At 67.5% G+C, this 15,676-nt stretch carries 14 protein-coding genes; 5 read left to right on the forward strand and 9 right to left on the reverse strand.

Features of this window, described 5'->3' with window-relative positions:
* Positions 1 to 28: 28 nt before the first annotated feature.
* Positions 29 to 2,005 (reverse strand): S9 family peptidase, encoded by a 1,977-nt coding sequence (locus tag FBZ87_RS12965; RefSeq protein WP_145611104.1) that lies wholly within the window; start codon positions 2,003 to 2,005, stop codon positions 29 to 31.
* A 258-nt stretch (positions 2,006 to 2,263) separates the two neighbouring features.
* Between FBZ87_RS12965 and FBZ87_RS12970 the strand changes: the two genes are divergently transcribed.
* Complete coding sequence (locus tag FBZ87_RS12970) at positions 2,264 to 3,340, forward strand: lysine-2,3-aminomutase-like protein (protein WP_145610732.1); 1,077 nt, start codon at positions 2,264 to 2,266, stop codon at positions 3,338 to 3,340.
* Between the two features lie 9 nt (positions 3,341 to 3,349).
* Here FBZ87_RS12970 and FBZ87_RS12975 read toward each other — a convergent pair whose 3' ends face one another.
* From FBZ87_RS12975 to FBZ87_RS12990, 4 genes are all read right to left on the reverse strand, one after another.
* On the reverse strand, positions 3,350 to 3,670 hold the full coding sequence (locus tag FBZ87_RS12975) for a hypothetical protein (RefSeq protein WP_145610733.1): 321 nt from the start codon (positions 3,668 to 3,670) through the stop codon (positions 3,350 to 3,352).
* A gap of 2 nt (positions 3,671 to 3,672) precedes the next feature.
* Positions 3,673 to 4,419, reverse strand: a complete 747-nt coding sequence (locus FBZ87_RS12980; RefSeq protein ID WP_145610734.1) for a DUF599 domain-containing protein — start codon at positions 4,417 to 4,419, stop codon at positions 3,673 to 3,675.
* A 92-nt stretch (positions 4,420 to 4,511) separates the two neighbouring features.
* A complete protein-coding gene (maiA, locus tag FBZ87_RS12985; protein ID WP_145610735.1) occupies positions 4,512 to 5,180 on the reverse strand; it encodes a maleylacetoacetate isomerase in 669 nt (222 codons plus the stop codon).
* Positions 5,181 to 5,209: 29 nt separating this feature from the next.
* Complete coding sequence (locus tag FBZ87_RS12990) at positions 5,210 to 6,301, reverse strand: fumarylacetoacetate hydrolase family protein (RefSeq protein ID WP_246134383.1); 1,092 nt, start codon at positions 6,299 to 6,301, stop codon at positions 5,210 to 5,212.
* 301 nt (positions 6,302 to 6,602) lie between these two features.
* On the opposite strand from FBZ87_RS12990, the gene FBZ87_RS12995 reads away from it, so the two are divergent.
* Positions 6,603 to 7,079, forward strand: a complete 477-nt coding sequence (locus FBZ87_RS12995) for a MarR family winged helix-turn-helix transcriptional regulator (RefSeq protein ID WP_145610736.1) — start codon at positions 6,603 to 6,605, stop codon at positions 7,077 to 7,079.
* A 166-nt stretch (positions 7,080 to 7,245) separates the two neighbouring features.
* Here the strand turns inward: FBZ87_RS12995 and FBZ87_RS13000 are convergent, their stop codons facing one another.
* Positions 7,246 to 9,420, reverse strand: a complete 2,175-nt coding sequence (locus FBZ87_RS13000) for a xanthine dehydrogenase family protein molybdopterin-binding subunit (protein WP_211106938.1) — start codon at positions 9,418 to 9,420, stop codon at positions 7,246 to 7,248.
* Positions 9,421 to 9,437: 17 nt separating this feature from the next.
* Positions 9,438 to 9,902 (reverse strand): (2Fe-2S)-binding protein, encoded by a 465-nt coding sequence (locus FBZ87_RS13005; RefSeq protein ID WP_040849287.1) that lies wholly within the window; start codon positions 9,900 to 9,902, stop codon positions 9,438 to 9,440.
* A gap of 532 nt (positions 9,903 to 10,434) precedes the next feature.
* On the opposite strand from FBZ87_RS13005, the gene FBZ87_RS13010 reads away from it, so the two are divergent.
* From FBZ87_RS13010 to FBZ87_RS13020, 3 genes are all read left to right on the forward strand, one after another.
* Positions 10,435 to 11,499 carry an amino acid ABC transporter substrate-binding protein gene (locus FBZ87_RS13010; protein WP_145610738.1) on the forward strand — a complete coding sequence of 355 codons (1,065 nt, stop codon included), beginning with the start codon at positions 10,435 to 10,437 and terminating at the stop codon, positions 11,497 to 11,499.
* Between the two features lie 164 nt (positions 11,500 to 11,663).
* Positions 11,664 to 12,914, forward strand: coding sequence for a dicarboxylate/amino acid:cation symporter (locus FBZ87_RS13015; protein WP_145610739.1), 1,251 nt, complete (start codon positions 11,664 to 11,666; stop codon positions 12,912 to 12,914).
* Positions 12,915 to 13,358: 444 nt separating this feature from the next.
* Positions 13,359 to 13,559 carry a hypothetical protein gene (locus FBZ87_RS13020; protein WP_145610740.1) on the forward strand — a complete coding sequence of 67 codons (201 nt, stop codon included), beginning with the start codon at positions 13,359 to 13,361 and terminating at the stop codon, positions 13,557 to 13,559.
* Positions 13,560 to 13,758: 199 nt separating this feature from the next.
* Here FBZ87_RS13020 and FBZ87_RS13025 read toward each other — a convergent pair whose 3' ends face one another.
* Together FBZ87_RS13025 and hslU are read right to left on the reverse strand one after the other, a co-directional pair.
* Complete coding sequence (locus FBZ87_RS13025) at positions 13,759 to 13,977, reverse strand: hypothetical protein (protein ID WP_145610741.1); 219 nt, start codon at positions 13,975 to 13,977, stop codon at positions 13,759 to 13,761.
* A gap of 385 nt (positions 13,978 to 14,362) precedes the next feature.
* On the reverse strand, positions 14,363 to 15,673 hold the full coding sequence (hslU, locus tag FBZ87_RS13030) for an ATP-dependent protease ATPase subunit HslU (RefSeq protein WP_145610742.1): 1,311 nt from the start codon (positions 15,671 to 15,673) through the stop codon (positions 14,363 to 14,365).
* Between the last annotated feature and the right edge of the window lie 3 nt (positions 15,674 to 15,676).

Here is a 15,676-nt window from a genome sequence, read left to right on the forward strand (position 1 = left end):
GCCCCTTCGGCTCTTCAAGCGCTCGCCCTCACTTCAAATTGTCGATCGTCACCCCCGGCAGGGTGTCCGCCGGCGTGAAGCCGAAGATGCGGCCGTAGAAGTACAGCTCCGCCTCCTGCGCGCGGATGATGCTGTCGGCCTTGCGGAAGCCGTGCTGCTCGCCCTCGAACTCGATGTAGGAGACGGGCACGCCCTTGGCCTTCAAGGCATTGACGATGCTGCGCGACTGCGCCGGGGGCACCACCGCGTCCTCCGACCCCTGGAAGGTGATGAGCGGGGCGGAGAAGCCGTCTAGGTGCTGCAGGGGGCTGCGGGCGTCGTAGACGGCCTTGCCTGCTGGGTAGGGGGCCACCAGGCTGTCCAGGTAGCGGCTTTCGAACTTGTGGGTGTCCTTGGCCAGGGATTCCATGTCCGACACGCCGTAATAGTTGGCGCCGGCCTTGAACACCTTGGTGAAGGCCAGGGCCGCCAGGGTGGTGTAGCCGCCGGCGCTGCCACCCCGGATGGCGGCGCGGTTGGCGTCGGCCAGGCCGGCCTTGTCCAGGTAGGCCACCACGGCAGTGGCGTCCTGCACGTCGGTGATGCCCCAGTTGCCGCGCAGGCGGTTGCGGTAGGCGCGGCCGTAGCCGGTGCTGCCGCCGTAGTTCACATCCACCACGGCGAAGCCGCGGCTGGTCCAGTACTGCACGCTCATGTCCATTGAGGGCTTGGCCGCGCTGGTGGGGCCGCCATGCACCTTGACCAGCAGGGGCGGCTTCTCCCCCGCCGGGGCCTGGAAGGCGGGGTTGGTGGGGGCGTAGTAGAAGGCGTGGGCCGTCCGCGCCTGGCCGTCCGGACCGGGCGCGGTGGGGAATTCGATGGGCCGGGCGCGCGACACCAAGCCGGCCTCCAGGCCTTCCGGCGCCGGGCGGCGCAGCACGGCGTGGGTGCCGGTCGACAGGTTGACGGTCACCACCGCCGGGGTGGCATCGGCGAAGCTGGCGATCATGACCGCCTGGTCGGGTCCCAGCAGCCGCACGCCGGTGATGCCGACGAAAGGCAGGTCCAGATCATGCGCCTTGCCCGTCTTCAGCTCGATGACGGCCAGCCTGTCCAGGCCCTGGCTGCTGTAGCGCGCCACCGCCTGGCCCCGGCCCGTCAGGGCATAGGTGGTCAGGCCCAGGTTCCACAGGGGACCACCGAACTCCGCCGTCTTGGCCAAGACGGGGCGGGTGGCGCCGTCGTGCCAGGCGTACAGGTTCCACCAGTCGCTGCGGTCGGAGATGAAGTAGAGGGTGCCGTCGGCATCCCACTGCGGTTCCAGCACCGATTCGTCATGGCCGCCGGCCACCGCCGTCGGGTTGCCCAGACCCTGGGGCGTGACGTCGGCAACGTAGAGCGTGGTGGTGTCCCAAGGCATGTTGGGGTGGGACCAGGCGATCCAGGCCAGGCGCTTGCCATCGGGGCTGGGGCGCGGATACGCCACGAAGTCGGTGCCGCCGAACAGCACGGTACCGGCATCACCCGGCCGGTCCACCGCCAGGCTGACGATGGCGTTCTTGGCCTCCCCCGGGGCGCTGTGGTCCTCGCGGACGCAATAGAGGTGGCCGGGCGCGCCCGCCACGCAATCGGCATAGCGGTAGCCCTCCGGCGTCAGCGGCTGCGGCGCGCCGCCCGCCTCGGGCACGGTGTACAGGCGCTGGTCGGCGAAGTTGCTGAAGTACAAGCGGCCGCCGGCCAGACCACCGCCAACGGCCAGCAGGGCGCCGCCGCCATATTCATGGACGCGGGTGCGGGCGTTGACCTCCGGCCCCGTCAGCTCGCGAATGCCGCCTTGGCCGTCGGGGGTCACGATGGCGTAGCGGCCCTTTTCCGCGGGGCGGCTTTCCAGCCAGTAGGGCACACCGCCGTCCACCATCAGGTCACCCAGGCGGATCTCGCTGCCGGCCAGGCGGGCGGCGGTGATGGGCGAGGCCCAGGTGCCGTAAGCGGCGGTCTTCTTCTCGGCGGCGGTCGCGTCCGTCATGCCAGTCACCAATCCCATCAGCATCGCCGCCACCGCGGCCCGTTTCAGCCCCATGCCCCTTATTTTCATTCGCCCTGGCCCCATCTGCCTGGTTATCAAAGGGATGCCCCCGCATCGCCGGGCAGTGTGCCCCAAGCGCGGCGCCCGCGCCAACGCCGATGCGGGGGGCCCATGCGGGCGGGCCGCTTGACGACGAGGCGCCCAAGGTCGATCTAAGCCCCTGTTCCATCATTCCACGCACCGCCAGGGAGAGGCCCCATGGGCATCGCCGTTCGCCAGCTCGCCCCGCGCAAGGCCCCCATCCGCACGGCGGATGGTCTGGTCCAGGCCGGACTGGCCGAGGCGTCGGCCCTGCCTGTGCTGGAACAGGTGGCGGCCAGCTTCGCCGTCTCCGTCACCGACCAGGTGGCCGGCCTGATCGACCCCACCGACCCGAACGACCCGGTGGGACGCCAGTTCATTCCCAGCGGGCACGAACTGGAAACCACCCCGGGTGAACTGGCCGACCCAATCGGCGACGGGCCGCACAGCCCGGTGAAGGGCATCGTCCACCGCTATCGCGACCGGGTGTTGCTGAAGGCCGTCAACGTCTGCCCGGTCTATTGCCGCTTCTGCTTCCGGCGGGAGATGGTGGGCCCGGGCAGTGAGACCCTGGACGGCGCGGAACTGGACGCCGCCCTCGCCTATATCGCCGAACACAAGGAAGTGTGGGAGGTCATCCTGACCGGGGGCGACCCGCTGATCCTGTCGCCCCGCCGCCTGGCCGAGATCGTCACCCGTCTGGATGCCATCCCCCATGTCGGCATCGTCCGCTTTCACACCCGCGTGCCCGTGGTGGACCCCGACCGCGTGACGCCGGAGCTGGTCGCCGCCCTGAAGGGCAAGCGCATCGCCAGCTGGCTGATGCTGCACGCCAACCATTGGCGCGAGCTGGACGACACCGCGCGCGGCGCCATCGCCCGCCTGGTCGACGCCGGCATCCCGCTGCTGTCGCAGACCGTGCTGCTGAAGGGCCTCAACGATGACGCCGAGACCCTGACCCGCACCTTCCGCGCCCTGGTCCAGGCGCGGGTGAAGCCGCACTACCTGCACCAGGGGGACCTGGCCAAGGGGACGGGCCATTTCCGCACGACGATCCAGCGCGGCCGCGCCCTGATGCGCGAGTTACGCGGCGATGTCTCCGGCCTGTGCCAGCCCACCTATGTGCTGGACATCCCCGGCGGCCACGGCAAGGTGCCCCTGACCGCCGACTATCTGGTGCCGGATGGTGAAGGCGGCTGGACCGTCACCGACCCGCGCGGCGGCCGGCACGCCTATAGCGAAGAGGGTGAGTAGGGTCTGGCGCTAACCGGCATCCCCGAATAGCCCCGCATACCACCAAGCTGTGGGCCGGCGGAGCCATTCACGGTTGGCATCCGTCTCGAACTTGGCCAACTGCCGTGCCTTGACACCGTAGCGATGGCATAAAGCGAGCAGCTGCATCAGTTCATCGTCGTTGGGTGCGTGCTTGAGTTGGACGACAAGGCCGCGCGCGCCGTCACCGAAGAACTTCCCCACACAGGTGATGCTGGCCAGCCAGTGAAAGAACACCCGTTCGTCGCTGTCATCCAGGTAATGAACCCCGCTGTCCATTTGGGTCAGGGTCAGGAAATCGTCTTTCATCATCCTCAGCCCCCTTCCGGCGGCTGCGGCTGGCGGCGTTCCGGCAGCACCATGCGCACCGCCGTGCCGAAGCGGCGCACGGCGTGGAAGGCGCGGGAATGGAAGTGGCGGCGGACCAGCACCACGATCACCAGGGTCGTGGAGGCCATGAAGGCCAAGGGGTGGACGAACCAGCCCAGGGCAGCGAAGCCGAAGTAATAGGCCCGCACCCCGGCGTTGAAGCTCTGCACCGCCAGGGACAGCAGGGCCGCCGCCGCGTCCGCCGCCTCTTCCACGTCCACACTGGGCGGATGGTTGGTGGCGTCAGGCATGGCGCCGATCAGGGCGCAGGTATAGTTGTACTGCCGCACCGCCCAGGTGAACTGGAAGAAGGCGTAGACCAGCACGCCCAGCAGCAGGAACAGCTTCACCTCGATCAGGGCGCCGGATGCAGTGCTGGCCACGTGCATCTTGTCCACCAGGGCCGCCAGCCGGTCGGCGTTCACCAGGGCGCTGAGGTCGCCGGCGATCAGCAGCACGGTGGTGGAGGCGAAGAAGGAAACGCTCTGGATCAGATGGCCCAGCAGCTGGCCGTCCAGCAGGCGGGTGTCGCGCGCCTGCATGTTGCGCATCCACACCTCGCGGACCGTGCGCATGTGCAGGTTCAGGCTGGCCGGCGCCCCCGGCAGGCGGAAGATGACATTATAGCCGCCCCACAACACGAAGAAGGTGGTGACGGCCAGAAGGTCCAGCGGCGCCAGGTCAAAGGGCATGGGCGGGGCTGCGATCAGAGAGGGATGGAAGGCCCCGCATCATGCCTTGAGCCCGCCCGCCAGGCGAGCGGAAGCTTGAGGCCCTCGCGCCGTCAGGCCGCGGGCGGCGCGTCGGCCTGGCGGTCGGGTGCGGCGTCGGCGAAGGCCGGCAGGGCCAGGCAGGCCTGGTCGATGGCCACCAGGGTGGGACAGGCCGACAGGTCGGCGTTGAAGCGCCGGGCGTTGAACATCTGCGGCACCAGGGTCAGGTCGGCCATGCCTGGTGTGTCGCCGAAGCAGAAGCGCCCGGCGTGGGGCCTCACCATCGCCTCCACCGCCGCCAGGCCGGTTTCCATCCAGTGGCGCACCCAGCGGCCTGCCCGCTCCTCATCCACGCCCATCTCACCCTTCAGGTACTTTTGGACCCGCAGGTTGTTGATGGGGTGGATGTCGCAGGCGATGGCCAGGGCCACGGCGCGCGCCTGGGCCCGGACGATGGGGTTGGCCGGCAGCAGGGCGGGAGTAGGGTGAACCTCGTCCAGGTATTCCACGATGGCCAGCGACTGGGTCAGCAGGTGGCGGCCGGTCGCGTCGTCCACCGCCAGGGTGGGCAGCTGGCCCTGCGGGTTCAGGGCCAGGTACTCCGGCTTCAGCTGTTCCCCGCCGTCGCGCAGCAGGTGCACGGGCACCTGCTCGGCCGTCAAGCCCTTCAGGTTCAGCGCGATGCGCACACGGTAGGCGGCGGAGGAGCGGAAGTAAGTATAAAGGGCGAGCGAGGCCATGGGACAGGCGGGTCCTGGAAGGGGGATGGTCAGAGGACGGGGGCCGGAACGGGCTCGGGCGCCACCGGCTGGGGCCGGTATTCCGCCACCGTCTGCTCGATGGCGCCGAAGATGCTGGCGCCGGCCGCGTCCCGCATCTCGATGCGCACGCTGTCGCCGAAGCGCAGGAAGGGCGTCTTGGGCTGCCCCTGCAGCAGGGTTTCCACCGTGCGCACCTCGGCCAGGCAGGAATAACCCACGCCGCCTTCCGTGATGGGCTTGCCCGGGCCGCCGTCCGGCCCCCGGTTGGACACGGTGCCGGAGCCGATGATGGTGCCGGCGACCATCGGCCGGGTGCGGGCGGCGTGCGCGATCAGCTGGCCGAAGTCGAAGGTCATGTCGACCCCGGCGTTGGGCCGGCCGAACGGCTGCCCGTTGATGAAGGACAGCAGGTCCAGGTGCAGCTTGCCGTCGCGCCAGGCGTCGCCCAGGGCGTCCGGCGTCACCGCCACGGGGGCGAAGGCGCTGGACGGTTTGGATTGGAAAAAGCCGAAGCCCTTGCCCAATTCCGCCGGTATCAGGCCGCGCAGGGACACGTCGTTGACCAGCATGACCAGGCGGATCAGGCCGCGCGCCTCCGCCGCCGACACGCCCATTGGCACGTCGCCGGTGACCACCGCCACCTCCCCCTCCAGATCGATGCCCCAGGCCTCGTTGGCCATGAGGATGGGATCGCGGGGCCCGAGGAAACTGTCGGACCCGCCCTGGTACATCAGGGGATCGGTCCAGAAGCTGGGCGGCATGTCGGCGCCGCGCGCCTTGCGCACCAGTTCCACATGGTTGACGTAGGCCGAGCCGTCCGCCCACTGATAGGCGCGGGGCAGCGGCGCCATGCAGGCGGCCTCGTCGAAGGCCTCGAACGGGGCGATGCCCTCATCCAATTCGGCCGCCACCTCGGCCAGGCGCGGCGCCACCTCGGCCCAGTCGTCCAGCGCCTGCTGCAGCGTGGCGGCGATGCCCGGCACGGCGCGGCAGCGCGCCAAGTCGGCCGACACGACGACCAGGATACCGTCGCGGCCCACCTTGGCCTGCAAGGCGGCGTCCAGCGTGCGGTCCAGCGATTTCAGGGTAGCCAGCTTCATGGGGGGCCTTTCCTATCGATCCTTTCGCCCTTACGGGGTCGGCAGGAAAAGGGGCGCCCTCAAGGCGGCCGGCCATTCCAGGGGACGGCGGCGCCTTGAGACCACGAAAAACGGGGCTGTTTCCTCCCAACCCGTCTTCCACCCCCGGGGGCGCTGCCCGTTAAGGACAACCCCAATGACAGGATGGACAGCGGTCGGTTTTATCGTTTCAAATGAAACGTTATAAGTACAGTAGGCCGCGCGGGTTTCCCTGTCAAGCCGCCCCGCCACCGCCACCAACCTGTCACAGGGTGAGCCCCCCATGCCCCCCGATCTGCAGCTGAACCGCTTCCTGCCCTACCGGCTGAACATCCTGTCGAAGAAGGTCAGCCTGGCGCTGGCCACGCGGTACCAGGAACGCTTCGGCCTCAGCATTCCGGAATGGCGGGTGTTCGCCACCCTGGGCCAGGAACAGCCGCTGTCGTCCAACGACATCGTGGAGCGCACGGCCATGGACAAGGCCAAGGTCAGCCGGGCGGTGAACCGCCTGGTCGCCGCCGGCCTGCTGGACCGCCAGCCCCACCCCCGCGACCAGCGCCTGCTGCGCCTGTCGTTCAGCCACAAGGGCCGCGACCTTTACGCACAGGTGGCGCCAGAGGCTCTGGCCTGGGAGGGCCAGCTGCTGTCGGTCCTGACCGACGCCGAGCGCGCCCAGCTGTGGGCACTGATGGAAAAGCTGGAACAGCGCGTGGCGCAGGAGATCCCGGAGTCGGTGCCGCTGTCGGATAGTTTGGATTAGTTTTTTGTGTCCTCAGGCGCCGGCAGGCCCATCCGGGCCTTTGGCTGTCCTCAGTTTCCAGTCCACTGCGTTCCCCGGAAACTTCCGGCGGATGCAGTCGCATCCTACAGTGACGTGGGACTAGTCCCACGTCACCGCTTGGCACTTAAGTGTTTGAGAATAGTACTTAGACGCTAACCGACCCGGCGAAGGGCAGGTCGCGGATGCGCTTGCCGGTCAGGGCGGCAATGGCGTTGGCCACCGCCGGCCCCAAGGGCGGCACACCCGGTTCGCCGACACCGGTGGGCGGGTTGGCGCTGGGGACGATATGCACCTCCACCTTGGGCATCTCATCGATGCGCAGGCAGCGGTAGGTGTCGAAGTTGGACTGGTCGACCACGCCGTCCTTCATGGTGATGGCGCCGTACATGATGGCGCCCAGGCCATAGCCGATGCCGCCCTCCATCTGGGCCTTGACCACGTCCGGGGTGACGGCAATGCCGCAATCGACGGCGCAGACCACGCGCTCCACCTTGATGCGGCCCTTGTCATCCTGCGACACCTCGGCCACGTGGGCGACGACGGAACGGAAGCTTTCCGCCACCGCCACGCCCCGCGCCCAACCCTTGGGCAGGGGCTTGGTCCACTCGGCCTTTTCCACCGCCAGGTTCAGCACCGCCAGGTGGCGCGGATGCTTTTCCATCAGCTTGCGCCGGAAGGCCACCGGATCCTGCTTGGCCTCCGCCGCCAGTTCGTCCAGGAAGGTTTCCACGGCGAAGGCGGTGTGGGTGGACCCCACCGACCGCCACCACAGCACCGGCACGGGCGAGGTGGTGGTGTGCAGGTCGACCAGGCGGTTGGGGATGGTGTAGGGGATCTCCGCCGCCCCCTCGACCGAGGTGGCGTCGGGCTTGCCCGGCTGCTCGAACGGGCCGCCGGCCATGATGCTCTGACCAACGATGCGGTGCTGCCAGGCCAGTACGCTGCCGTCGGCACCCAGCTTGGCCTCCATGCCGTGGACATACAGGGGGCGGTAGCGGCCGCCGCGGATGTCATCTTCCCGCGACCAGATCAGCTTCACCGGCCGTCCGGCCAGCTTGCCGCCCTGCACCTTGGTGTCCGACAGCGCCTTGGCGATGGCCACGCCCTCGACAATGTAGTCGGACTCGATGTTGGCGCGGCGGCCGAAGCTGCCGCCGGCGTAGACGGTGTGGATGGTCACCTGCTCGGGCTTCAGGCCGGCCGTCTTGGCGGCGTTCATCTGGTCGATGGTCTGGAACTGGTCGCCCGCCCAGATCTCGCAGCCTTCCTTGCCCAGCTTGACCACGCAGGTCAGCGGCTCCATGGGCGCGTGGGCCAGGTAGGGGAAGGTGAATTCCGCCTTCAGGGTCTTGGCACCCTTCACCGCGTCGACATCGCCTTCCTTGGTCACCAGTTGACCGGGCTTGGGCAGCAAGGCCTTGTAATCGGCGATGATGGCGTCGGTGCCGCGCTTCTCGGCGTTGGTTTCGTCCCAGGTGACCTTCAGCGCCTCACGCCCCTGGTGCGCCGCCCAGTAGGAGGTGGCCAGCACGGCCACGCCGCGCGGGATCTCCACCACCTCGACCACGCCCTTCACCGCCTTCGCCGCCTTGGCGTCGATGGCCTGGGCCTTGGCACCGAAACGGGTCGGGCGCTGCACCACCGCCACCAGCATGCCCGGCTGGACGACGTCGATGGCGAAGATGGCCTTGCCCGTGGTCTTCTCAGCGCTGTCCTTGCGCGGCAGCTTCGTGCCCACCAGGGTAAAGTTCTTCGGATCCTTCAGCGGCACGTCGGCGGGCACGGGCAGGGTGGCCGCCTTGGCCGCCAGTTCACCGAAGCCGGCCTTATGCGTACCGGAGGAAACCACGCCCTTGGAAACGGTGATGTCCGACGCGGGTACGCCCCAGGTCTGGGCGGCGGCGGCCACCAGCAGAGCGCGCGCCGTGGCGCCGGCTTGGCGCAGCTGGGTCCAGGAGTTATAGACGGAGGTGGACCCGCCCGTGCCCTGGATGGGGCCGAAGGCGGTGTTGTTGTACAGCTTGGCGTTGGCAGGGGCGTGTTCCGCCCGCATCTGCGCCCAGTCGGCGTCCATCTCCTCCGCCACGATGGCGGTCAGGCCGGTAAAGACGCCCTGGCCCATCTCCAGATGCTTGATCAGCACGGTGACGGTGCCATCCGGCGCGACCTTGACGAAAGCATTGGGCTCGAAAGCCTTGCCGGCGACGGCGGCGGCCGCCTCTGCCCGGCGGCTGGTGCCGGTCCAGGTGAAGCCCACCATCAGGCCCACGCCGGCGCCGCCGGTGACCTGCAGGAAACGACGGCGGCTGGTATCGCTCATGTGTCCATCCGGCATGATCAGATCTCCAACGCCTTGGCCGCCTCGTGGATGGCGGCGCGGATGCGGACATAGGTGGAGCAGCGGCAGAGGTTGCCGCTCATGGCGCTGTCGATGTCCTGGTCGGTGGGCTTGGCATTATCGGTCAGCAGGGCGACGGCCGACATGATCTGACCCGACTGGCAGTAGCCGCACTGGACCACGTCCAGCTTGACCCAGGCGTCCTGCACGGCCTTGGCCACCTTGCCCTCGATGCCCTCGATCGTGGTCACCTTGGACCCGGCGATGGAACCGATGGGGGTGGAGCAGGCGCGCACGGGCTGGCCGTCGACATGCATGGTGCAGGCGCCGCACTGGGCGGCGCCACAGCCGAACTTGGAGCCCGTCTTGCCCGCGATCTCGCGCACCGCCCAGAGGAGCGGCATGTCGGGATCGGCGTCAACCGACCAGGGCTTTCCGTTGAGGGTGAGTTTGATGGGCGGCATGGATCTCAATCCCGGGGGTTCGTCGTGTAGGGCATCCCCATTCCGGATGGCTGCACCAGGCGGCACCCGGCACAGTCCCGGTCTATCCGATGCGGGCGGACAGGCGGCAAGACACGCCTTACGGAATACGGACGCGGAACGGCGGGCAACCCCATGCCCGCCGGAAGTCATGGATGTACCACGATCGTGTAGAAATGGCCAACTTGGCCAAATGGTGGACTTGCGAAATCGTCGGTTTCTTCCCATATGGTGGGCTGACGCGACGCGAGACCGTGTTCATTACTTGTGTCCCTCCGTTATTTCCAGTCAAATATAGCGTCTGTTTCGACGCGACGAATGATCAACCCCATTGTTATGGCCGGCGGAATCCATCGTGGGAGCACTAGGCGCCCGCGCGGGGCTTTTGTATCTTGTGATAACCCGTGACGACCCCTTGGCCACCAAACGGTTAACGCCCAAGGCCGGTCGCGCGGGAGCGAGACTTCGGGGTGACGTGGGGCGGGTCATGGGGCACAGGATGCGGCGCGGCTGGATGCGCCCGGCGAAGACTGTGGTGCTGGGCGTGGCGCTGGGCCTGGCCCTGGCGGCCGGCGTCCTGACAACGCCCGCCCAGGCGGCCACCCCCGGTCCCGCCAAAAGCGGCGGCACGCTGGAGCAGGTGCGCCAGCGCGGCACGCTGCGCTGCGGCGTCAACACCGGCCTGCCGGGATTCGGGGCACCGGACAGCCAGGGGGAATGGACGGGCCTGGACGTGGATATCTGCCGCGCCGTGGCCGCCGCCGTGCTGGGCGACGCCCGTAAGGTGCAGTTCATCCCCCTGAGCGGCCGCCAGCGCTTCAGCAGCCTGCTGTCGGGGGATATCGACCTGCTGTCGCGCAACACCACCTGGACCCTGAGCCGCGATGTGCAGGGCATGGACTTCGCCCCGCCCGTCTATTACGACGGCCAGGCCTTCATGGTGCGGCGGTCCTTCCGGGCGCGCAGCGTGCGCGAGCTGAACGGCGCTACCATCTGCGTGCAGCAAGGCACCACCACCGAACTGAACCTGGCGGATTACTTCCAATCCACGGGCATGAGCTACAGGCCGCTGGCCATCGAGGACTTGAGTGAGTTGGTGGCCGCCTTCTTCAGCGGCCGCTGCGACGCCTATACCACCGACGCCTCAGCCCTGGCCGCCACCCGCGCCGCGCAGACGGTCAGCGCCGACGATTATCTGATCCTGCCGGAGCTGATCTCGAAGGAGCCGCTGGCACCCGCCGTGCGCAAGGGCGACGAGCAATGGTTCGACATCGTGAGATGGACCGTCTTCGCCTTGATCGAAGCGGAGGAGCGGGGCGTCACCAAGGCCAACGTGCGCGACAACCTGGGGTCCGCCGCGCCAGGTGTGCAACGCCTGCTGGGCGTGCAGACAGGGGCCGGCCTGGGCAAGTCGCTGGGCCTGGACGATGAATGGGCCGTGCGTATCGTTTCCCAGGTGGGCAACTATGGCGAAGTGTTCGAGCGCAATGTCGGCCGCAATTCCGTGCTGCGCCTGGACCGCGGGCTGAACGCCCTGTGGAACCAGGGCGGCCTGATGTACGCCATGCCCATACGGTGATGGGAAACATAGCGATTCCGGTAGGGACCGCCCTTCCCGGCGAAAGCCGCCGTTGTATCGGCGCCGGTTTCAAGGCAAGTAGACAGCAACAGAAAATTTGACCGCGCCAAAATCGCCCCGGGTACGTCGGGGCGGCGGCACCGGCCATCGGGGGATAGGTTTCAATGCAGCAAAAGCGCTTCACGCTGTTCGTCCTGGGCGCGATGGTCGCCGGCATCGCGGTGGGCGCCGTGGGGCACAACCTGCCCGCGGCCGACGGGGCCTCGCTGGCCAGCACGCTGTCCATCCTGACGGACATTTTCCTGCGCCTGATCAAGATGATCATCGCGCCCCTGGTTTTCTCCACCTTGGTGGTGGGCATCGCGCATATGGAGGATGTGGCCGCCATCGGCCGCGTGGGTGTGAAGACCCTGGGCTGGTTCCTGCTGGCCGGCATCGTCTCGCTGATCCTGGGCCTAGTCATGGTGCAGATCCTGGAACCTGGCGTGGGCATGGCCCTGCCGGACCCCACGTCCGGCGGCAAGGCGCCCGACGCCGCCGTCTTCACCCTGAAGAACTTCATCGAGCACACGGTGCCGCGCTCGGTGATCGAGGCCATGGCCAACAACGAGATCCTACAGATCGTCGTCTTCTCCATCTTCGCGGGCATCGCCATCGCCTCGGTGAAGGAGAAGGTGCCGGTGGTGGTGCACCTGGTGGAACAGATCGCCACCGTCATGCTGAAGGTGACCAGCTATGTCATGATGTTCGCGCCCGTCGCCATCTTCGCGGCCCTGGCGGCCACGGTGACGACGCAGGGTCTGCAGGTGCTGGGCAGCTACGTGAAGTTCGTGGGCGGCTTCTACCTGGCCATGGCGCTGCTGTGGGTCGTGCTGCTGGCGGCGGCGGTGCCCTTCATCGGCGGCCGGGTTCGCGAGCTGGTCAGCGCCATCCGCCAGCCCGTGCTGCTGGCCTTTTCCACCGCCAGCTCCGAAGCCGCGTACCCGCGCACGCTGGAGCGCATGCAGGCCTTCGGCGCCGCCCGCAAGATCGTCAGCTTCGTCCTGCCGCTGGGGTATTCGTTCAACCTCGACGGATCGATGATCTACTGCACCTTCGCCACCATGTTTATCGCCCAGGCCTACGGCATCCACATCAGCATCGGCCAGCAGGTGGAGATGCTGGGCCTGCTGCTGCTGACCAGCAAGGGCATCGCCGGCGTGCCGCGCGCCTCGCTGGTGGTCATCGCCGCGGCCCTGCCCTTCTTCCACATCCCGTCGGAGGGCATGGTGCTGGTGCTGGCCGTCGATCACCTGCTGGACATGGGCCGCAGCGCCACCAACGTGGTGGGCGTGTCGGTCGCCGCCGCCGTCATCGCCAAGTGGGAGGGCCTGCTGGGCCCCGGTCATTTGGCCGATGGGGAAGAGGACATCTGACGCCGCCGCCATCTCCGAGCCATCGGGCTCCGGACATCATCGGCCCCGGAAATTATGGGGTGGCGGAAGGCCGCACCCCCACCAACGGCGGGCCCCCGGGTCCGCCGTTCGCGTTTGAGGTACCACGGGGCTGTGCGGCTAAGCGCCTGGCACGCCTGCCCTTTCCTTGGCCCCTGCGGCAGGGCGCCCTACCCCCATCGGCGGGCGACGATTCCCAGCTTCCGGCATCGTACAACCCACTGTACGGCAAGGGTATGCCGGATGGCCGCTGACATCGGCGGCCACAAACCCGACATGCCCCTGTCATAGCCGTCTGCCATGCTCATATATGCCCCATGGCGACGGATGGCTCATGCCCCGCCCCTTCTGAAGTGGGGACGGGGCCTGGAACCTCGAAGCCTGGAGCAGGCTTGGACAAAGCCCAAGAAGGGAGGGTGAGACACGATGATGGTGCACCACGAACCCCGCCTGACCGACATGCTGGAGGACCCGGTGGTCCGCCTGGTGATGGAGCGCGACGGCGTCTACCGCGATGATGTCCTGAAACTGATGGCCAGCGTGGCCCGCAAAGCCACCAAGCCCGCCGTGAAGGCGGCCGCACCCAAGGTTTCCGCAGCGGAACCGGCCCTGGCCGGCCACGCGTGAAATCAACCCTGCCGATCGGCCTTTTACATGGTTGATCTGACGATTGCCGCCCCCGGGGAGAAGATGCCGGGGTGCGGCCAGCGGAAATAGATGGAATTGGCAGGCGCCGCCTGTCCCCAAGTCCATGAATAAGATAAGCCCACAAATGAAAAAGGCGGCCGCAAGGCCGCCCGGTGAACAACCAACCCTGTTTCAGGCGTTATTGTTCGACCGGGGCCCCTGACATCTGGGCCGGTACCTTGGCCGGGGCGGCGTTGCTTTCGCCTGAGGACGACCAAGCCGCCAGCAGGATCATGCCCACGGCGGTCAACGCCAGCAGCAGCCAGCGGCCGGCGCTCTTGTCGCCAGCGGTCTTGTCCCTGGTCTTGGCCTCCGGCAGTGGCAGGTCCGCCACCGTTTCCATTGCATCGCCGTTCATCTTGCCCCCGGATGTCGAGTTCCTGGGTTGATCCTGTACGGGAACAATAAAGTTACCCGCAGGGGCCATGAAACCCCTCTTAAGGTATAAATAGTCTATCTTTTCATTAAAGGGATTCTCTGTGTCATAGATCACACACTTCGATCCCAAGGGAAATTTAAGTCGAATTATCTGTTAATGGATTAAAAGGACAAGACACCGCTGTCTGATGCCAGGATGGCGATGCCATGGCCCCGGCGATCCGGGCGCGGCATGGGCGGCGGCCAGGCCGAAAAAAAGGCGGCATGCACCCGCCTAGCACTAAATTAGTAGTCGCTGCGCCGCCGGCGCAGCAAAAAGGGCGACCCGCAGGGGGCCGCCCTTCCCTGGTCATCACGGTTGGCACTTACAGGATGAATTTGCTGAGGTCGGCGTTCTTGGCCAGGTCCGACACCTTTTCCCGCACATAGGCGGCGTCGATGGCCACGGCGCTGCCGGCCTGGTCGGCGGCGGTGAAGCTGATCTCCTCCAGCAGGCGTTCCAGCACCGTGTGCAGGCGGCGGGCGCCGATGTTCTCCACCGTGCTGTTGATCTGCACCGCCAGGCGCGCCAGCTCGTCGATGGCGTCGTCGGTGAAGCTGAGAGCCACCTCCTCGGTCTTCAGCAGCGCCACGTACTGCTTGATCAGGCTGGCCTCAGGCTCCGTCAGGATGCGGCGGAAGTCTTCCTCGGTCAGGGGCTTCAGTTCCACGCGGATGGGCAGGCGGCCCTGCAGCTCGGGCAGCAGATCGGACGGCTTGGCCACGTGGAAGGCGCCGGACGCGATGAACAGGATATGATCGGTCTTCACCGCGCCATGCTTGGTGTTGACCGTCGTGCCCTCGATCAGGGGCAGCAGATCGCGCTGCACGCCTTCGCGGCTGACATCGCCGCCGCCCCGGTTTTCGGAACGGGCGGTGATCTTGTCGATCTCATCCAGGAAGACGATGCCGTTCTGCTCCACGGCGTGGATGGCTTCGGCCACCACCGTCTCGTTGTCCAGCAGCTTGTCGGATTCCTCGGCCATCAGCACGGTGTGGCTTTCGGCCACCGTCATGCGGCGGGCCTTGGTACGGCCGGCGAAGGCTTTGCCGAAGATGTCGCCCAGGTTGATCATGCTCATGCTGCCGCCGGGCATGCCAGGGATGTCGAAGGCCGGGGCGGACGCGGCGTTGTCCTGCACCTGGATTTCGATCTCCTTGTCGTTCAGCTGGCCCTCGCGCAGCATTTTGCGGAATTTCTGCCGCGTCTCGGATGACGCCCCCTCGCCCACCAGGGCGTCCAGCACCCGCTCCTCGGCGCGCAGTTCCGCCTTGGCCGCGACCTCCTTGCGCAGGCGCTGGCGGGTCAGGGTGATGGCGATCTCCACCAGGTCGCGGACGATCTGTTCCACGTCGCGACCGACATAGCCGACCTCGGTGAACTTGGTCGCCTCCACCTTCAGGAAGGGGGCCTGGGCCAGCTTGGCCAAGCGGCGCGCGATCTCGGTCTTGCCCACGCCGGTCGGGCCGATCATGAGGATGTTCTTGGGCAGAACCTCCTCCTTCAAGCCGTCCGGCAATTGCTGGCGGCGCCAGCGGTTGCGGAGCGCGATGGCCACGGCGCGCTTGGCGTCCTTCTGGCCGACGATGTAGCGGTCCAGTTCCGAGACGATTTCGCGGGGGGAGAACGAGGTCATCGC

It is taken from the genome of Nitrospirillum amazonense (genome assembly GCF_007828035.1).
GTDB lineage: Bacteria > Pseudomonadota > Alphaproteobacteria > Azospirillales > Azospirillaceae > Nitrospirillum > Nitrospirillum amazonense.

What these genes read in the sequence shown, in the direction of transcription:
- maiA (WP_145610735.1), bottom strand. Translation starts at nt 5,180, where the DNA reads ATGGCCTCGCTCGCCCTTTATACTTACTTCCGCTCCTCCGCCGCCTAC.
- FBZ87_RS13015 (WP_145610739.1), top strand. Translation starts at nt 11,664, where the DNA reads ATGCAGCAAAAGCGCTTCACGCTGTTCGTCCTGGGCGCGATGGTCGCC.
- FBZ87_RS13005 (WP_040849287.1), bottom strand. Translation starts at nt 9,902, where the DNA reads ATGCCGCCCATCAAACTCACCCTCAACGGAAAGCCCTGGTCGGTTGAC.
- FBZ87_RS12965 (WP_145611104.1), bottom strand. Translation starts at nt 2,005, where the DNA reads ATGACGGACGCGACCGCCGCCGAGAAGAAGACCGCCGCTTACGGCACC.
- FBZ87_RS12980 (WP_145610734.1), bottom strand. Translation starts at nt 4,419, where the DNA reads ATGCCCTTTGACCTGGCGCCGCTGGACCTTCTGGCCGTCACCACCTTC.
- hslU (WP_145610742.1), bottom strand. Translation starts at nt 15,673, where the DNA reads ATGACCTCGTTCTCCCCCCGCGAAATCGTCTCGGAACTGGACCGCTAC.
- FBZ87_RS13020 (WP_145610740.1), top strand. Translation starts at nt 13,359, where the DNA reads ATGATGGTGCACCACGAACCCCGCCTGACCGACATGCTGGAGGACCCG.
- FBZ87_RS12995 (WP_145610736.1), top strand. Translation starts at nt 6,603, where the DNA reads ATGCCCCCCGATCTGCAGCTGAACCGCTTCCTGCCCTACCGGCTGAAC.
- FBZ87_RS12970 (WP_145610732.1), top strand. Translation starts at nt 2,264, where the DNA reads ATGGGCATCGCCGTTCGCCAGCTCGCCCCGCGCAAGGCCCCCATCCGC.
- FBZ87_RS13025 (WP_145610741.1), bottom strand. Translation starts at nt 13,977, where the DNA reads ATGAACGGCGATGCAATGGAAACGGTGGCGGACCTGCCACTGCCGGAG.
- FBZ87_RS13000 (WP_211106938.1), bottom strand. Translation starts at nt 9,420, where the DNA reads ATGAGCGATACCAGCCGCCGTCGTTTCCTGCAGGTCACCGGCGGCGCC.
- FBZ87_RS12975 (WP_145610733.1), bottom strand. Translation starts at nt 3,670, where the DNA reads ATGATGAAAGACGATTTCCTGACCCTGACCCAAATGGACAGCGGGGTT.
- FBZ87_RS13010 (WP_145610738.1), top strand. Translation starts at nt 10,435, where the DNA reads ATGCGCCCGGCGAAGACTGTGGTGCTGGGCGTGGCGCTGGGCCTGGCC.
- FBZ87_RS12990 (WP_246134383.1), bottom strand. Translation starts at nt 6,301, where the DNA reads ATGAAGCTGGCTACCCTGAAATCGCTGGACCGCACGCTGGACGCCGCC.